This is a genomic window from Sporosarcina thermotolerans (assembly GCF_030067815.1).
GTDB classification, from domain to species: domain Bacteria; phylum Bacillota; class Bacilli; order Bacillales_A; family Planococcaceae; genus Sporosarcina; species Sporosarcina thermotolerans.
The window spans coordinates 2,307,541-2,324,841 of record NZ_CP125968.1; the positions used below are offsets into that span (position 1 = coordinate 2,307,541).

16 protein-coding genes and 5 pseudogenes are annotated in these 17,301 nt (G+C 40.1%); 18 read left to right on the forward strand and 3 right to left on the reverse strand.

Annotated elements, in window-relative coordinates:
• Positions 1-40 precede the first annotated feature (40 nt).
• Both QNH10_RS13095 and QNH10_RS13100 read left to right on the forward strand, forming a co-directional pair.
• Positions 41-370 carry a thioredoxin family protein gene (locus tag QNH10_RS13095; RefSeq protein WP_283731883.1) on the forward strand — a complete coding sequence of 110 codons (330 nt, stop codon included), beginning with the start codon at positions 41-43 and terminating at the stop codon, positions 368-370.
• Positions 363-877: pseudogene (locus QNH10_RS13100) on the forward strand (CcdC family protein). The gene QNH10_RS13095 and the pseudogene QNH10_RS13100 overlap by 8 nt, the downstream one beginning before the upstream one ends.
• Before the next feature lie 42 nt (positions 878-919).
• Here QNH10_RS13100 and QNH10_RS13105 read toward each other — a convergent pair.
• Positions 920-1,330, reverse strand: coding sequence for a DUF2621 domain-containing protein (locus QNH10_RS13105; RefSeq protein ID WP_283734637.1), 411 nt, complete (start codon positions 1,328-1,330; stop codon positions 920-922).
• 239 nt (positions 1,331-1,569) lie between these two features.
• Here QNH10_RS13105 and QNH10_RS13110 point away from each other — a divergent pair, with 239 nt between their 5' ends.
• Positions 1,570-2,163, forward strand: coding sequence for an SCO family protein (locus QNH10_RS13110; RefSeq protein ID WP_283731884.1), 594 nt, complete (start codon positions 1,570-1,572; stop codon positions 2,161-2,163).
• A 25-nt stretch (positions 2,164-2,188) separates the two neighbouring features.
• Entirely contained in the window at positions 2,189-2,848 is a 660-nt protein-coding gene (locus tag QNH10_RS13115; protein WP_283731885.1) for a lytic transglycosylase domain-containing protein, read from the forward strand.
• 159 nt (positions 2,849-3,007) lie between these two features.
• Here the strand turns inward: QNH10_RS13115 and QNH10_RS13120 are convergent, their stop codons facing one another.
• Positions 3,008-3,262, reverse strand: coding sequence for a GlsB/YeaQ/YmgE family stress response membrane protein (locus QNH10_RS13120; protein ID WP_283731886.1), 255 nt, complete (start codon positions 3,260-3,262; stop codon positions 3,008-3,010).
• 112 nt (positions 3,263-3,374) lie between these two features.
• Positions 3,375-3,920: a cysteine hydrolase family protein gene (locus QNH10_RS13125; RefSeq protein ID WP_283734638.1), complete on the reverse strand. Its 546-nt coding sequence runs from the start codon at positions 3,918-3,920 to the stop codon at positions 3,375-3,377.
• 221 nt (positions 3,921-4,141) lie between these two features.
• On the opposite strand from QNH10_RS13125, the pseudogene acnA reads away from it, so the two are divergent.
• The 14 genes and pseudogenes from acnA to QNH10_RS13190 all read left to right on the forward strand — a co-directional run.
• Positions 4,142-6,854, forward strand: a pseudogene (gene acnA / locus QNH10_RS13130) (aconitate hydratase AcnA).
• Positions 6,855-7,290: 436 nt separating this feature from the next.
• The gene (locus tag QNH10_RS13135) at positions 7,291-8,370 is read left to right on the forward strand and encodes a hypothetical protein (RefSeq protein ID WP_283731887.1); all 1,080 of its coding nucleotides are present in this window, start codon (positions 7,291-7,293) and stop codon (positions 8,368-8,370) included.
• 47 nt (positions 8,371-8,417) lie between these two features.
• Complete coding sequence (locus tag QNH10_RS13140) at positions 8,418-9,863, forward strand: FtsX-like permease family protein (protein WP_283731888.1); 1,446 nt, start codon at positions 8,418-8,420, stop codon at positions 9,861-9,863.
• Between the two features lie 30 nt (positions 9,864-9,893).
• Entirely contained in the window at positions 9,894-10,055 is a 162-nt protein-coding gene (locus tag QNH10_RS13145) for an ATP-binding cassette domain-containing protein (RefSeq protein WP_283731889.1), read from the forward strand.
• Between the two features lie 50 nt (positions 10,056-10,105).
• Complete coding sequence (locus QNH10_RS13150) at positions 10,106-10,579, forward strand: ABC transporter ATP-binding protein (protein ID WP_283731890.1); 474 nt, start codon at positions 10,106-10,108, stop codon at positions 10,577-10,579.
• A gap of 186 nt (positions 10,580-10,765) precedes the next feature.
• On the forward strand, positions 10,766-11,560 hold the full coding sequence (locus tag QNH10_RS13155; protein WP_283731891.1) for a hypothetical protein: 795 nt from the start codon (positions 10,766-10,768) through the stop codon (positions 11,558-11,560).
• Positions 11,561-11,678: 118 nt separating this feature from the next.
• A pseudogene (locus QNH10_RS13160) lies at positions 11,679-12,161 on the forward strand (aconitate hydratase); the annotation flags it as partial.
• Positions 12,162-12,453: 292 nt separating this feature from the next.
• Positions 12,454-14,625, forward strand: a complete 2,172-nt coding sequence (locus QNH10_RS13165) for an FtsX-like permease family protein (protein WP_283731892.1) — start codon at positions 12,454-12,456, stop codon at positions 14,623-14,625.
• A gap of 14 nt (positions 14,626-14,639) precedes the next feature.
• On the forward strand, positions 14,640-15,011 hold the full coding sequence (locus tag QNH10_RS13170) for an FtsX-like permease family protein (protein WP_283731893.1): 372 nt from the start codon (positions 14,640-14,642) through the stop codon (positions 15,009-15,011).
• A gap of 22 nt (positions 15,012-15,033) precedes the next feature.
• Entirely contained in the window at positions 15,034-15,216 is a 183-nt protein-coding gene (locus tag QNH10_RS13175; protein ID WP_283731894.1) for an ATP-binding cassette domain-containing protein, read from the forward strand.
• Positions 15,217-15,247: 31 nt separating this feature from the next.
• A pseudogene (locus tag QNH10_RS21180) lies at positions 15,248-15,477 on the forward strand (ATP-binding cassette domain-containing protein); the annotation flags it as partial.
• Positions 15,478-15,720 carry a P-loop NTPase family protein gene (locus QNH10_RS13180; protein ID WP_283731895.1) on the forward strand — a complete coding sequence of 81 codons (243 nt, stop codon included), beginning with the start codon at positions 15,478-15,480 and terminating at the stop codon, positions 15,718-15,720. It abuts the pseudogene before it with no gap.
• A complete protein-coding gene (locus QNH10_RS13185; protein WP_283731896.1) occupies positions 15,717-16,457 on the forward strand; it encodes a hypothetical protein in 741 nt (246 codons plus the stop codon). The genes QNH10_RS13180 and QNH10_RS13185 overlap by 4 nt, the downstream gene beginning before the upstream one ends.
• A gap of 294 nt (positions 16,458-16,751) precedes the next feature.
• Positions 16,752-17,123, forward strand: a pseudogene (locus tag QNH10_RS13190) (aconitate hydratase); the annotation flags it as partial.
• Positions 17,124-17,301: the final 178 nt, after the last annotated feature.

Genomic DNA, 17,301 nt, shown 5'->3' on the forward strand with positions numbered 1-17,301 from the left:
GGGGCAAATTGGGTTCTACATTGAAGTGGAGGAATTGCCGATGAAAGAGGTCGGATCATTTGAACAGTGGTTGGATATTATGACAATGGAACCTCAATTGCTGCTGTTTGTAAAAACGGATCATTGCTCAGTTTGTGACGGGCTGTATCCACAAGTGGCAGAACTTGAAGATGACTATTCATTTCCTTTTTATAAAGTGAATGTAGCACAAGTACCTGAGATGGCGGGACAATTATCCCTATTTACGGCACCTGTTATTCTTTTATTCCATCAAGAGAAAGAAACAGCACGATTCGCAAGATTTGTTCCGATGGAAGAACTGAAACATCGAATGGCTGAATTGGTCGAGTGGGGAAAGGGCGATGCTTAAGTTACGTGAAATCATTGAATATGTTTTTACAGAAATCCCTTCTGTTTACCTAATAGTCGGTTCAACCCTAGTCTTCTTATTCATGGGAACGTTGGCGTTTTTCATACGCGCGAAGGCAGCTAAAAAGCCAATATCTCCAAAAAGGATCATCTTGCCACCATTATTTATGTCAACTGGGGCATTGATGTTTGTATTTGAAGAGTTTTGGTGCCGTTGCCTCAAGTGATAGAATCAGTGTTCGTCGGTCTATTGTTTTCTTTGGTTTTGATCAAAACAACAAATTTTGAAGTTGTAGAGGAAAAGCTATATTTGAAGAAATCAAAGACTTTCCTGTTCATATTAGGGGGATTACTGGTTTTTCGTGTCATTGCAAAGTTGATATTGAGCAGTACGATTAATGTCGGGGAGCTTGCGGGGATATTTTGGATTTTGGCTTTCGCAATGATCCTTCCATGGCGAATAGGTATGCTTGTGAAATACTATAAACTTAAAAATACAAGGAAATAGACAAAAGAGGCCTTCTACTTATAAATAGGAAGGCCTCTTTTATTATTCAAATAAATGCTCATAAGGGCTCATATCAACCTTCATCGAATCCAATTTCTTGCGCAGAAATTTATGGTCGCGCTTTGGTGTAGCGACGATATACCCACGGATAATATGGTCGAAGCTGATTGTCTTCGCACGGTCCTCTAACGCGATTTGACCAATTTTAGCACCTATTTTCTGTTTGGCAACATCTCGGAACAGTTCCGGAACGGGGCTGACAAGTTCATTTAACATAGCTTTTGCTTCATCATTCCAGAGATGAAGGGATTCATTTACATAATGTTCTTCCCAATCAAGTGTAGATTTGCCGTCAGCCTTTGGGAATACCTTGAGGAATTTACGGAACATGAAAAAGCCACCTATACCGAAAAGACCGATAAGAACGAAACACCAGAAAACGATGAACCACATAAAGAAATCTTGCAACTATCTTCACCTCTTCCATTCTACTCCCCATTATAAAAGCTTTTTCGAAAAAACACACGAAGAAAGTATCCTTTTCATCATTCATCATGCACTTATTTCATTAAAAGTGAAGTGAACTTCACTTAAAAGTCAAAAATTGGACAAGAAGGATAGTGTAGTGCGGTTGTTTGAAATAGACCCTTCTACTATGATAAAGTAAGTATGGAAAGTGGAGGAGTCTGATTATGCCTAAAAAAATTTTACTTTCATTATTTTTACCACTCATGTTACTATTGAGTGCGTGTTCAATGGGCGGATTCAAGCCTGATCACAAGTATAAGATTGAGTCATTCGACTCGACAAACCAACATAATGAACAAGTTTCCTTGGACGATCTCAAAGGGACAGTATGGATTGCACAATTTGTCTTTACAAATTGTGATAATGTTTGCTTGCCAATGATGGCGAATATGGCGGATCTTCAAAAGCAACTGCAAGACGAGGGAATTGAAGATTATAAAATCGTTTCTTTCAGTGTTGATCCTGAGTTCGATTCACCGGAAGTGTTACAGGACTACTTAGAGGCGTTCGACCCAGTAGATCCAAGCAAATGGGAAATGTTGACTGGATATAGCCAGGAAACAATCGAAAACCTTGCAATTGGATCTTTCAAGACATTCGTAACGAAGACACCTAATGATGTCATCCACGGTTCTGGATTTAGTTTGGTCAACAAAGATGGAGTATCTGTAAAAACATATAACGGTGCAGAAGATGTGCCGTACGATCAAATGGTAAAAGATATAAAGGCGCTTATTAAAGAAGAAGCAAAATCATAACTGATAAACAGAAAAGGGTGATGCAGTGAAGAAGAAGAAAAAGGGATTGTCTATAAAAACGAAGCTATTCATGATCGTTTTACTGATCCCTATAGCTGTAGTCACCTTCACCCTGTCAGCAATTATTTGGACAGGTATTCAAAATCCAGACGTTTTAAAGAAATCTGCGAGTACTTTGCTTGAATTTCAAGATAGGCATACGGCAACTGTAATTCCTGAAGAATACATTCCAATCTATAAGGCAGCGGCTGAGGAATACGGTGTTCCGTGGACGCTACTTGCAGCACATCATCGAATCGAGACCCGCTTCTCAACGATGGACCCATTATTATCGCCAGTGGGAGCCGAAGGCCATATGCAATTCATGCCATGCACATTTGTCGGTTGGAGCTATCCGGGATGTGAAGGTCTTGGTAAAGGCGATATCCCTGAAAAAGAAAAGACCAATCCAGCAATTATCAAAAAGCACGGTGGGTATGGCGTAGATGCAAATGGCGATGGGAAAGCAGATCCTTTTGATATTGAAGATGCAATTTTCAGTGCCGCCAATTATTTATCAAGAAGCGGGGCAGCCGACGGTAAGATTAAAGAAGCAATTTTCCTTTATAACCGTAGTGATAAATACGTTGAAGATGTAATGTGGTTTTACAATGAATTTGAAAATCAACGACAAGATGGAAAATAAAAAGAGCGTCGAGGGGAATCCTCGACGCTCTTTTTATTCGTCTAGACTTTGGCGCCAGTCCCTCGAGACGCTTCAGACATGCCAAAAAGGCAAAGAGCGCCTTTCCGTCATGTCTTCCAGCGTTTGTCGGGACAAGGCAGGCGCCCTTCGCTTTTAATTTTACGATGCTCTACGCATCGATTTCATAATCAGGCTCACAATAAATACAAGGATTAGCGCACCTAATAAGGCAGGGATGATATAAAAATCAGAAATCCGTGGTCCCCATTTACCAAGAAGCATTCCACCAACCCAAGCACCGACGATACCTGCAATAATATTACCAATAATACCGCCTGGAATATCTTTTCCTAAAATTAGGCCCGCAAGCCAACCGATAACTCCACCGATAATTAAAAACCATATAAAGCTCATATTACTTCATCTCCTTTTTAGTAATTCATGATTGCCTCTGTAGTATATGAATATCCGTTATTTCGATACATCAAACATTTAAGGCGAAAAAAATACTAAAAAAAGGGATGAATTATCGGATGACTGTAGCACCCAGGGAGTTTTCAAAATGGCCAAGTGCCCACTCATGACCCGCAGGATTAAAGCTTGCAACCCCTTTTTCATGGATCACAATGTCGAACCCTTTATTGTAAGCATCAACCGATGTATGAAGGATGCATATATCCGTACACACACCGACCAAATGCAATTCATTAATGCCGCGAGCGCGCAATTGCAGTTCAAGATCAGTACCGGCAAAGGCACTGTAGCGTGTCTTGTCCATCATTAAAATCTCATCTTTTCTTTCCTCATACAATGTGTGGAGAGTACCGAATAGATCTCGCCCTTGGCTTCCTTTAATATTATGTGGAGGAAATAATTTAGTTTCCGGATGAAACGGATCATCCTTCTCATGTATATCCACAGGTATGATGACAAGCTCTCCATCATCCAAAAATTTTCTTGTCAATTCTGTAATATAGCCCCCTAAATCAATACCCGGCTGACCGCATGTAAGGGCACCATCTTCCGAAACAAAATCATACGTATAATCAATTACTAACAAAGCTTTGTTCATCATTCCCACCCTTTCCAAATGTCTATACTGCTATCATGACACACGCAAGGAGATATTTCAGTAAAAAAGATTAAATTCATTCTTGACGACAAGGTCATTACATTTTCTTATGTAAGACTATAAATTTTAAGTATTTTACTTATGAACGTAGGTGTACTATGATGGAGTAGAGAAAAGATGCTTATTTACAGCCTTTTCTGTCGAAAAAGGAGGAATTACAAATGGCAAAAAGCAATTTGCACAACAGCCGTAAATCTTTCGAGCTGAATGGTAAGACATATAATTATTACCAACTAAAAGCTCTTGAAGAAGCAGGCGTTGCGAACGTTTCCAAACTACCTTATTCAGTAAAAGTACTTTTAGAGTCCGTCTTGCGCCAACATGACGGTTATGTAATCAAAGACGAACACGTTGAAAACTTGGCAAAATGGGGCAAGGATGCTGATAAGGACGCTGAAGTTCCTTTCAAACCTTCCCGCGTCATCCTACAAGACTTCACTGGAGTTCCAGTTGTCGTTGACCTTGCATCTCTACGTTCAGCTATGGCTGAAATGGGTGGAGACCCGAACAAAATCAATCCTGAAATTCCAGTCGACCTTGTTATCGACCACTCCGTACAAGTTGACCGTTACGGTTCAGCAGATGCACTTCGTTTGAACATGGAACTTGAATTCGAACGTAACGCTGAGCGTTATCAATTCCTAAGCTGGGCACAAAAAGCATATGATAACTACCGTGCTGTTCCTCCAGCTACAGGTATCGTTCACCAAGTTAACCTGGAGTATCTTGCAAGCGTAGTCCATGCAATTGAAAACGAAGATGGCACATTCGAAACATATCCAGATACACTTGTTGGTACAGACTCTCATACAACAATGATCAATGGTATCGGTGTTCTTGGATGGGGTGTAGGTGGTATCGAAGCTGAAGCAGGAATGCTTGGCCAACCTTCATACTTCCCAATTCCAGAAGTTATCGGTGTAAAACTTGTTGGTGAGCTTCCGAACGGTACAACTGCAACTGACCTTGCGCTTAAAGTGACTCAAACACTTCGTGCACATGGTGTTGTTGGTAAATTCGTCGAGTTCTTCGGACCTGGCGTATCTAAATTACCACTTGCGGACCGTGCAACAATCGCAAACATGGCTCCTGAATACGGTGCAACTTGTGGTTTCTTCCCAGTTGACGAAGAGTCCCTTGACTACATGCGCCTAACTGGCCGTGAAGAAGACCATATCCAAGTCGTTAAGAAATATCTTGAGGAAAACGATATGTTCTTCACACCAGATAACGAAGATCCTACTTACACAGAAGTGATTGAAATTGATCTAACTAAAATCGAAGCGAATCTAGCTGGTCCTAAGCGTCCGCAAGATATGATCCCTCTTACAGAACTACAACATTCTTTCAAAGATTCCGTTGTAGCTCCTGAAGGAAACCAAGGCTTCGGTCTTACTCCGAAGGAATTCGAAAAGCAAGGAACAGTTGAGTTTGCAGACGGCCGCACTGTTGGCATGAAAACAGGTGACCTTGCAATTGCAGCAATCACTTCTTGTACAAACACTTCCAACCCATACGTTATGTTAGGTGCTGGACTTGTTGCGAAGAAAGCTGTTGAAAAAGGACTTACACCTCCTGCATACGTGAAAACTTCACTGGCACCAGGTTCAAAAGTCGTCACTGGCTATTTGGAAGACTCCGGTCTTAATCAATACTTGGATCAAATCGGATTCAACACAGTTGGTTACGGATGTACGACATGTATCGGAAACTCCGGTCCACTTCTTCCTGAAATCGAAAAAACGATTACGGAAAACGACCTTTTAGTTTCTTCAGTGCTTTCCGGTAACCGTAACTTTGAAGGGCGTATCCACCCACTTGTGAAAGCGAACTACTTGGCTTCACCGCCACTTGTTGTTGCTTATGCGCTTGCTGGAACGGTCGATATTGACTTCGAAAAAGATCCAATTGGTAAAGCAAAAGACGGCACAGATGTATACTTTAAAGATATCTGGCCAACATCGGAAGAAGTGAAGGAAGTTGTTAAAGCTACTGTAACACCTGACCTATTCCGTAAAGAATATGCTCGCGTATTCACAGAGAACAAAGCTTGGAATGCAATCGAGACAACTGACGATTCATTATATGATTTCGATGAAAACTCGACTTATATCCAAAACCCACCGTTCTTCGAAGGTCTATCAAAAGAGCCTGCTGATATCGAAGCTCTATCTGGACTTCGTGTTGTAGGTAAATTCGGAGATTCAATCACGACTGACCATATCTCACCTGCAGGTGCAATCGGTAAAGATACGCCAGCTGGTAAATACTGCGTGAACGCGGCGTAGAGCCACGTTACTTCAACTCTTACGGTTCCGCCGTGGTAACCATGAAGTGATGATGCGCGGTACATTCGCGAACATCCGTATCCGTAACCAAATTGCAAAAGGCACAGAAGGTGGCTTCACTACTTACTGGCCAACAAAAGAAATCATGCCAATCTATGATGCAGCGATGAAATACCAAGCTGACGGAACAGGTCTTGCAATTCTTGCAGGTAAAGATTACGGAATGGGCTCTTCACGTGACTGGGCTGCAAAAGGTACTTCACTATTAGGTATCAAAACAGTTATCGCTGAAAGCTATGAGCGTATTCACCGTTCTAACCTTGTCATGATGGGTGTTCTTCCACTTCAATACTTGAATGGGGACAGCGCTGAAACACTTGGCCTTACAGGCGAAGAAGCAATCAGCGTGAACATCGCGGAAGGCGTAAAACCACGCGACATCCTAAAAGTAACTGCAACTGCGAAAGACGGTTCTGTTAAAGAATTCGACGTACTTGCACGTTTCGACTCTGACGTAGAAGTAGACTACTACCGTCACGGCGGAATCCTTCAAATGGTTCTTCGTGATAAAATGAAAACTAACTAATTTATCAAAAGGTGCTCAATAAATTGAGCACCTCAGACTGTAGACAAACAGCCTGATTTTTGGTGTTGCCTACAGTCTTTTTTCTTTTAAAATAGAGATAAAGCTATAAATGTTGAATTCCACTGCGAGCGGACGCTTTCCGCGGGCACGGCTTCAGCCGCTTCCCTCGCTGCGCTCAGTCCAGGGTCTTCAGCTCGTGCTGTTCCCGCAGGAGTCGCCGCTCCATACACGTCAACTTAAGAAAATGTTTGATGTTAGCAAAAGGGTTGGAAATCATTTTGATTTCCAACCCTTTTGTCTACACTCTGAGGTGCTCTATAAATTGAGCACCTTATTTAGAATAAAAACTCGAAAACTTGAAATTGTGAACCGTTCTTATCCGATAATGCTATGATTGAATAGACTTAATCTTCTCAAGAAAAGGGGGAATTAACTGATGTTTTATTATTTGAAAACAACGTTAAGGGAAAGATGGCCGTTATTTTTAGTTGTGTTGATTATTTTAAGTACGATTGGACTCGGCTATATGGGGGCTCTATCGGTATCAGAACGAATGGTCATTCAAGCAAAAGGTGATTTAGATAAAAACTGGAGATATCAATATGATATTTTAGTATTGCCAAATAAGGATGAAACTTCTACTGTTCTAGGCAATGGTTGGCTAGCTCCACAGGCAAGTATTTCTAATTACGGAGGTATATCTTTAAAGGATGTAGAGACAATCCGGGAGATTTCGGGAGTGGAAGTAGCTGCACCAATATCCATACTCGCTTATCCTGAAGGAGATATATTGAGCGTCAGTAATAACAACCAACCTCCGGGAACTTACACGTATAGTGAAAGAAAATCCAGCGCCTTTAATGGGCTTGCACATTATACAATTTATGAATCTGAAGTAGTTTTAGAGCATTCCTTGCATTTCGGTGGAGATGAGTGGAATCCTGAAAACTACTCTGAGCTATCGAATAAGTTAGCTTACGAGAATGAAGAGGAAAATTTGTATCGGATGTATGGACCCGCGACAGTATCAATGAGACAACCCAATCATCTCATGTTGATTGCAATCGATCCTATTGAGGAAAATAAGTTATATTCATTAAATGATAGTTTAGTATTGGGAAATCCTTTGAATGATTTAGCAATATCTAAAGTTGATCAGTTTGATTTGATCCCCGTATTAGCGCTTGCAGATTCAAAAGTACAAATGACGGAATCCCTAAAAGTTTATGATATTCAAGTACCGGAAAATGTAAGTGAATCTGATTTTGGAAAAAGTGCAACTGATTATTTAATGAATTTACCAAGAAGTTTGTATGCAGATATTACATTGGAACCTTTTTCTCCGGAATGGAAGTATAAGAATGTAAGTATTAATTTAACTGGGGAAGATAAATATGAAGAACAACCATATCTCGATTCATTTTTTGGGGTGTACTATCATTATTCACCAATCAAATTTGAGTCGGGGATACGACCAATAGTACAGGAATCCCTCAACTTAAAGCGATACCTGTAAAAAAGAATGAGCATGACACACGAAATTTAACACTCTATCGAGAAAGAGTGTCTGGGGATTTAAAGTTTGCGGATTTTGGTTTGAATGTTGTCGATTATTATGTTCCAGATGAAATTGAACCGATTTATAAAGGCTCGTGGAATGTTGGAGAACCGACGGATGTTTATACGCCACAACATAGCATGATTATAGCAGATGGTACAGGAAATGAGGTCGATCCTACACCGTTAATCCCACTTCCTTACAAGGATACTTATTACACGGGATCACCGGATATGATTACAATTTTGGACGCTGCAAAGATATTTTACGAAGGTGACCAAAACTTTTTATCTTCTGTCCGTGTTGTAGTCAATGGGGTGGAAGAGCGCACGAACGCAAGTCAACAAAAGGTCGAAATGATTGCGAAAGAGATTATCGACAAAACAGGTCTTCATGTTGAGATTTTACTTGGATCAAGTGCATCAAAAGTTCATATAGATTTAGCGGCAGAAAGCGATAATGAACCGGGAGTCGTCGAAGAAGGCTGGCAACAAACAGGCGTTAGCTGGTCTATTCAAGAACAAATTGAGAAGTCAAATGTCGTTCTCTTCATCTATTTACTTCTAGTTAGTTTCGTATTCTGCTATACGGTTATAACACATAGTTTGCTCCGACGTTCTACGGAATTTGCGATGCTACGGGCAATTGGCTGGTCTAGAAGAAAAATCATTGGCTCACTTATTGTTGAAATCTTCGCGTTAAGCTTGTTGGCGTTCATTCCAATTGTTATTGCGAATGCAAAATTAGATATATTGGCCTGGTATCAACTAGGGTTTGTGTTTCTCATCATCCTGCCCGTTATCGGAATTGGCTATTTCACTGGAAGCCGTAAAGCACTCAAACTTTCTCCACGTGCCGGGCTTGAAGGGGAAGGAACGCAGTGGAAATTTATGCGATTCTTTTCCATTAAAGGTTTATTCACTTACGTAACGCATCAACTCATGCGACGCCCCTTACGTTTTGGTTTATTATCGATTGTGTTAGCGCTTACTTCATTTATGGTTATTCTGTTCATCGCCACACAGAAGAGTCTATCGGATTTTCTATTACTCAGCTTTTTGGGTGAAACAATAGACCTTAATTTGAAAGGGTTCCAAACTGTGTTTTTAGTTGCAGGAATCATCTTGACAGTGTCAATAGTGTTCCTTTTACTCTATTTAAACATTACGGAACGACGAGGCGAGTTCTTTATCTTGCGTTCGATTGGTTGGTCTCTGCAGCGAATCCAACTTTATATGGGGATTGAAGTTCTATTAGTCGCGGTTGTGGGATCGATTATTGGGGGGATTGCCGCATATGCATTATTGACCTACTTCTCGGCGATTTGGTTGCCGATATGGTTGTTGATCACAATCGTTATTACACCGCCTATTCTGATGCTTCTTTTTTCCATGGCGATTGTCCAGTCCATGAGAATGAAAGGAATTGTAAACAATCATTATTCTGCTTAATTTAAGAAATCAAGAGGGGGAAATACTATCATGATTAAACTTGTATCCGTAAAAAAGAGTTATAAAACAGGGGCAGAGCACACAGAAGTATTGAAAGATGTTTCGATTGATATAGATAAAGGAAAGTACGTGTCGATCACTGGACCTTCGGGTTCGGGTAAATCAACGCTTCTTCATTTAATCGGGGATTAGAGCCCATTGATGAAGGAGAAGTATGGGTCGACGGGCAACCTGTCCATAAAATGAAAGATAATGCGTTAGCAAAACTTCGGCTTGAAAAAATCGGATACGTTTTTCAACAATTTCAATTGCTGTCGACCGCTACTGCGCTTGAAAATGTGATGATGCCGCTACTTACTATGTTTTCATCCGCGCAAATTAAAAAAGACGCCGAGGAAGCATTAACGCGTGTCGGGCTTGCCCATCGGCTTCACCATTTACCTTCAAGGCTCTCAGGCGGGGAACAACAACGTGTTGCAATTGCACGTGCACTCGTCACGAAGCCTGAAATCATTCTAGCAGACGAACCGACTGGAAACTTGGACTCTGAAACAGGCATGGCAATCATAGACTTGATAGAAAAAGTTCATGAGGAAGATGGTGTTACTGTCGTTCTCATCACACATGATCCGGATCTTGCAAAACGGGCAGTGGAAACAATTCACGTCCTTGACGGAAAAGTCGAGCAATCATTGCAAAAGGCAGCAACGGTTTAATGCGCTTTAAATGGTTGCTGTTGGCCGCGGATTATTACTTATCGTAAACGCTTGCAATCCGAAGCCAGAAGAAGATGTAGTCGTGGAAGTTGATGAGGAATTCATTGAGATTGAAACCCCCAAAAAATGTTTGAAGGGGAAAACAAATTTACCGATTCACCGATACTTGAAGCGGTAGACAAAATCATGAAATATTATGATGCCCCGTTAACCGATGCTGAGTTGCAAAAAGTCCGTAAAACAAAAATGTACGGCAAGGAATCAGTCTTGGATGTCTTAAATCTTGTTCAAGATAAAGGGGTTCCCATTCTACCTTTATATACAGATTATGATGTTATAGAAGAAGCGGTGCTAAAAGGGAAACCCGTATATGCTGAATTTGCATTAATAAGCAATAATATGTGGAAAGTCATATTTTACGGGTATTCCGATGAGCAATTGGCTTACATGGATTTTGAAACAGGTGAAAAGAAATCAGTCGACCGAACGAGACTATCCACTGTAGACAAATTTACGACACTCATTCCATATAAAGGAGAAACGCTAGCGGCATCAGACCTTGAACAATCCGCTTATTACTTAGAAATCATTGCTAGCGATGCATATTATGAAGATGATGGGGAACTGATTTTGAATGCGTTAACTGCAATAGAAAACGAAAACTTAACAGAAGAAATCTTTTTCTATAATTATTTGTTCATGTATTACTACACTTTTTATGATTTCCAGCCTGAAATCGTTGAACCGATTCTGGAAAAAGAACTTGCATCAATGAAAAACCCAGCAAATATGGAAATTTCAATCGCATTGGCCAATTATAATGAGGACGAAGATAAACTGAAATCCGAATTAGCAAACCTTCAATTATTAGCTTCCCATCGCACGGAAACGCTTGAACTTATCGTGAAAAAAGGGACGGAATTCGGCTTTACAAAGCTTGTCACTGATGCTGAAGAAATGTTGAAAAATAAAACAAAATAGAAGTTAATCAAAAAATATAAGCAATTCCGATGGTAATGGATAAGCCTAAGGAGCATTTTTCGGTCGTGATGGAACAATCATTGAAGTTATTATCCGGATGACGTTTTGAACAGATAATACTGAAGGCGGATTCACAACTTACTGGCCTACAAAAGAAATCATGCCAATCTATGATGCAGCTATGAAGTATCAAGAAGATGGCACAGGTCTTGCAATTATTACAGGTAAGGACTATGGAATGGGCTCTTCACGTGACTGGGCTGCAAAAGGTACTTCACTACTAGGTATCAAAACAGTCATCGCAGAAAGCTACAAGCGTATCCACCGTTCAAACCTTGTCATGATGGGTGTTCTTCCTCTTCAATTCATGAAGGGAGAAAGCGCTGAAACACTTGGCCTTACAGGCGAAGAAGCAATCAGCGTAAACATCGCGGAAGGCGTAAAACCACGCGACATCCTAAAAGTAAATGCAACTGCGAAAGACGGTTCTGTTAAAGAATTTGACGTACTTGCACGTTTCGACTCTGACGTAGAAGTAGACTACTACCGTCACGGCGGAATCCTTCAAATGGTTCTACGTGATAAAATGAAAACTGAATAATAAAGATTAAAAAGACGTCCATTTACATTGGACTTTTTTTTCATTCAAAAAATCACCATTTTCGATAATATTAGAAACTTATGAATATCGCATTGATTAAATATGATATTATGCTAAAGTTTACAATAGAAGCCAAATATCATTTCACTAATTGAAGAAGGCAAATTGAAAAAACATTCCGCTGGTTTGTTAGCACTAGCACTTTTTCAGCATAGACATATGAACGGAAATACCAAATATCAGTGAAAGGAAAGTTGGCTCACTTTCCAATTCTTATAGAGGGAGGATCTAAATGTTCCAATATGCGAAATCATCATTTCGTGAACGATGGCGGTTGTTTTTAACTATCCTACTTATACTTAGCACAATTGGTTTAGGTTATATGGGTTCACTAACAATATCTGATAAAATCGTCATTCAGGCGAAAGAAGATTTAGACAAAAATTGGCGATATCAATATGATTTATTAGTTATACCTAAAGAGGTAGACCCAACAAAAGGACTTGAAGATGGTTGGCTTGCTCCACAATCAAGCATTGCAAGCTATGGTGGAATATCATTGGTCGACTTGCAAAGCATAAGGGATATCCCAGGTGTAAGGGTTGCAGCCCCGCTTTCCCTGTTAGGGTATGTAGAAGTAAATGGAATTGGAGCTTATTATAATGCAGATGAAAAAGAGGCTTATTCATATTCCAAACAACTGACGACTACTTTTGACGGGCTTTCTGAAATCGTTGTTTATGATTATAAGGGTATCCGGGAATATAGTGTAAATTATGGACGCAATCCGTATGAATGGGATCCAACAAATTACGGTGGGTTATCCAACAAACTTGCTGGGGAAAACGAAGGCTGGAGAACCTACATGCCCGCAGGATTTCATATAAGGCAACCGAATAGTCTAATGGTCATTGCCGTAGATCCGATAAGTGAAAATCAGTTATATTCATTAGATGACAGTCTGTTGCTCGGAAATTCACTAAGTGAAGCGGAAGTTAGCAATAAAATAGGTGTACCGACTTTGCCGTTTCTTGCCCTTGGAAATAATCAATCTCAATTAAATGAAAAAATAACGATTGAGCGAATTCATGTTCCCGAATTTGTAAGTGAAGATGAATATAAAGAAAGTGCTACAGAGTTCCTATTACGATTACCCAGAACAACCCTCGTGGATTTATCACTGAATACGTTTTCAGAGAAATGGCGCTACGCAACAGGCGAAATGAATTTAACAGGTGGCAGTAATTATAATTTCAGTGAAATTCCAGGTCTAAGTACAGAAACGTGGGTTTCTCGTTTGACACCGATTACCTTCACTTCGATGGGAGAAGATGCTGGTATACCGGTAATGAAAGCGAATATAGTTGAAAAGAGTTCTTGGGATAATAGAGAACTTCCAATTTATCGAAGTCAGCCTGAAAAAGACGGACCTCTAGGCTTCAATTATACAATCATTGATTTCTATGATTCTACCAAAATTACTCCAGTCTACAAAGGTTCATGGCAACATGGTGATCCTACGGAAATTTACACACCGCATCACAGCATGATCCTTAAAAATGGTTTTGGAGAAAATATTGATCCTACACCGTTGCTCCCATTGCCTTATAAAGACACATATTATACCGGTTCACCTGATGCAATTACTACAATTGAAGCAGCATCCATATTTTTTGAGGATGAAGACATTATATCATCCATTCGTGTCGTAGTAGATGGCGTTGAAGAGAGAACTGATGCAAGTCAATTGAAAGTAGAGAAGATAGCAAAAGAGATTATGGACCGTACTGGACATCAAGTTCAAATTATGCTCGGTTCCTCCTCTTCCAAAGTCCATATCGATCTTGACTCCAATAATGCCGAAGCTGCTGGTGTAGTTGAAGAAGGTTGGCAACAAACCGGTGTTAGCTGGTCAATACAAGAGCAGATTGAAAAATCGAACATCATTTTATTTATCTACTTATCAATAGTCAGTTTTATCTTTTGCTATACCGTAATTACACATAGTTTATTGGCCAGATCGACAGACTTTGCAATGCTGCGAGCGATTGGCTGGTCTCGTAGAAAAATTATCGCTTCTTTGTTCCTTGAAATAATAACCTTATGTCTACTTTCAATTGTACCTGTCGTCATTATGAACATTTTTGTCCAAACACTCATATGGGAACAAGTACTTTTAGTTATTCTGTTTTCCTTCTGCTTAATTGCGATTGGTTACGTCACTGGTAGCAGAAAGGCATTGAAACTTTCACCACGCGCAGGTCTTGAAGGGGAAGGTACTGAATGGAAGTTCATGCGGGTGTTTTCGATTAAAGGTCTGTTCAGTTATGTCATTCATCAACTAATAAGACGACCATTGCGTTTCGGTTTGTTATCTATTGTGCTCGCAATGACCTCTTTATGGTCATTCTGTTTCTTGCTACCCAAAAAAGCCTGTCCGATTTTCTGTTTCTCAGTTTTTTAGGCGAAACAATCGATTTGAATTTGAAGGGATTTCAGACAGTATTTTTAGTTGCGGGTGTCCTCTTGACAGCTTCCATTGTCTTCTTGCTCCTTTTTTTGAATATAACGGAAAGGAAAAGAGAGTTCTTTGTTCTTCGCTCCATCGGTTGGTCACTTAAGCGAATCCAACTTTACATCGGATCCGAAGTGTTATTGGTTGCCGCCATCGGTTCCGTAATAGGAGGAATCGGCGCCTATGCTTTGCTAACATATTATTCGACCATTTGGCTTCCGGTTTGGTTGTTAGTTCTGATAATCTTGGCACCGCCAATCCTAATGCTCATTTTTTCCTTGTTAATCGTGCGCTCATTAAATATGAAACGGATTGTGAATAACCATTACGCTTGATAGAAACCGGAGGTCATTGGCAATGATAAAACTCAAATCTGTATCAAAAAGCTATAGAACGGGAGGAGAAGAGACGGAAATCTTGAAAGATGTCTCGTTAGAAATCGACAAAGGAAAATACGTCTCAATAACAGGTCCTTCCGGATCGGGAAAGTCTACTTTATTGCATATTATCGGTGGACTTGAACCGATTAATTCGGGGTGAGGTTTGGGTTGATGGACAACCGGTTCACACGATGAAAGATAATGCCTTGGCAAAACTTCGACTTAAAAAAATCGGGTATGTTTTTCAGCAATTCCAGTTGCTGTCGACTGCAACTGCTCTTGAAAATGTAATGATGCCTTTATTAACGATGTTTTCTTCTCCACAAATTAAAAAAGACGCAGAAGAAGCGTTGACACGTGTCGGTCTCGCACATCGATTAAATCATCTCCCATCCAAGTTATCTGGAGGGAGCAACAACGAGTGGCACTTGCACGTGCACTCGTCACGAAACCTGAAATCATCCTTGCTGATGAACCGACTGGAAATCTAGATTCAGAAACAGGGAAGACAATTATCAATCTGTTAGAGAAAATCCATGATGAAGACGGTGTCACGGTCATTCTAATTACTCATGATCCGGAATTGGCACAGCGTGCAGAAGAATCGATACATGTATTGGATGGTCGAGTCGAACTGAAACCTTATAAGGTTGCAATACGATGATTCGATTATGTCTTACGGTAATCTTGTCTGGACTTCTACTACTTTCTGCATGCAACCCGAAGCCGGAAGTAGTAGAGCCGAACGTGGAAGTAGAAAAGACTTTTACGATTTTAGATCAGCCGGAGAAAATGTTCGAATTTGATAATGTATTTAAGTCAGACTTATGGATAAGTGCGGTAAATCAATTGGCGCGTTATTATGATGTCGAAGTTACACAAAATGAATTACCGGAGATCGGAATTAGATATTTAGATGGACATTATTCTGTCATGGATGTGTTTGATATTTATCGGGCGAAAGGATTAATTGTTTATCCAAAATATGCATCATACGATGACATTGAAACTGCTGTTTTTGCGGGAAAACCGGTATATGCTAAATTTAATCTGATTGGAAATAATAGTTTTAATGTGATATTTTACGGCTATTCAGATGATGAATTAATGATGATGGACTTGACGACAGGTAAGGATCGAGTGTTGAATAGAAATCGATTATCTACTGTAAATGTCTTTGATGCATTCATTCCTTATAATGTTGGTGAAGTAACAGAAAAAGAATTAGAAAGCTCAGTACGCTATTTGGAAATGTTTTCTAGTGACGCCTATTACGGGAATGACGGGGAACGTTTACGTACTTATCTTAACATCATTGATGAGAAACAATTGGAAAGTGAAGTAAATGCTTACAATTACACAAAATGTTACTATTATACTTTTTTTTTGACCGTCAACTAGACATCGTTGAGCCTCTTCTATCCGAAGAAATGCAAACTTTAACTACTCCTCCTCATTTGGAAATAGCACTTATTATAGCTAATTCCAATCAAGACGAGCCGAAAATGAAATCCATATTATCTCAATTGCAAATCCTTCCATTTTATCAAGACGAGACATTCCATGTAATTATTGAGAAAGGTACTCAATTTGGCTTTTAGACAAGGTGGAAGAGGCTAAGGAAATGCTGCAAAAGAGATTAGATCGAGAAAACAACATGTAGCAATTTTTATTCTACGCCCTTCAAGTTGTGCCGACATCCGGATGGGCTCTTCACGTGACTGGGCTGCAAAAGGTACTTCACTATTAGGTATCAAAACAGTTATCGCGGAAAGCTACGAGCGTATTCACCGTTCAAACCTTGTCATGATGGGTGTTCTTCCTCTTCAATACATGAAGGGAGAAAGCGCTGAAACACTTGGCCTTACAGGCGAAGAAGCAATTAGCGTAAACATCGCGGAAGGCGTAAAACCACGCGACATCCTAAAAGTAACTGCAACTGCGAAAGACGGTTCTGTTAAAGAATTTGACGTGCTTGCACGTTTCGACTCTGACGTGGAAGTAGATTACTACCGTCACGGTGGAATCCTTCAAATGGTTCTTCGTGATAAAATGAAAAATAACTAATTTGTACCTAAAAAGCGTCCGATTAAATCGGTGCTTTTTTACATACTTATTTTCATTGTTGACGGATTAAGAATACTCACATATAATACAATACAATTAAGGTTCTATAAACGAGCGTTGAGAAGGCTATGAATCATTTCGGAAGCTTTACCAGAGAACAGGGCCATGGCTGGAAGCC

Excerpts from the sequence above, each read along its gene's own strand:
- QNH10_RS13095 (WP_283731883.1), top strand. The coding sequence starts at position 41 with ATGAAAGAGGTCGGATCATTTGAACAGTGGTTGGATATTATGACAATG.
- QNH10_RS13135 (WP_283731887.1), top strand. The coding sequence starts at position 7,291 with ATGTTTTATTATTTGAAAACAACGTTAAGGGAAAGATGGCCGTTATTT.
- QNH10_RS13120 (WP_283731886.1), bottom strand. The coding sequence starts at position 3,262 with ATGAGCTTTATATGGTTTTTAATTATCGGTGGAGTTATCGGTTGGCTT.
- QNH10_RS13145 (WP_283731889.1), top strand. The coding sequence starts at position 9,894 with ATGATTAAACTTGTATCCGTAAAAAAGAGTTATAAAACAGGGGCAGAG.
- QNH10_RS13185 (WP_283731896.1), top strand. The coding sequence starts at position 15,717 with ATGATTCGATTATGTCTTACGGTAATCTTGTCTGGACTTCTACTACTT.
- QNH10_RS13110 (WP_283731884.1), top strand. The coding sequence starts at position 1,570 with ATGCCTAAAAAAATTTTACTTTCATTATTTTTACCACTCATGTTACTA.
- QNH10_RS13155 (WP_283731891.1), top strand. The coding sequence starts at position 10,766 with ATGAAATATTATGATGCCCCGTTAACCGATGCTGAGTTGCAAAAAGTC.
- QNH10_RS13105 (WP_283734637.1), bottom strand. The coding sequence starts at position 1,330 with ATGTGGTTCATCGTTTTCTGGTGTTTCGTTCTTATCGGTCTTTTCGGT.
- QNH10_RS13125 (WP_283734638.1), bottom strand. The coding sequence starts at position 3,920 with ATGAACAAAGCTTTGTTAGTAATTGATTATACGTATGATTTTGTTTCG.
- QNH10_RS13165 (WP_283731892.1), top strand. The coding sequence starts at position 12,454 with ATGTTCCAATATGCGAAATCATCATTTCGTGAACGATGGCGGTTGTTT.
- QNH10_RS13175 (WP_283731894.1), top strand. The coding sequence starts at position 15,034 with ATGATAAAACTCAAATCTGTATCAAAAAGCTATAGAACGGGAGGAGAA.
- QNH10_RS13150 (WP_283731890.1), top strand. The coding sequence starts at position 10,106 with ATGAAAGATAATGCGTTAGCAAAACTTCGGCTTGAAAAAATCGGATAC.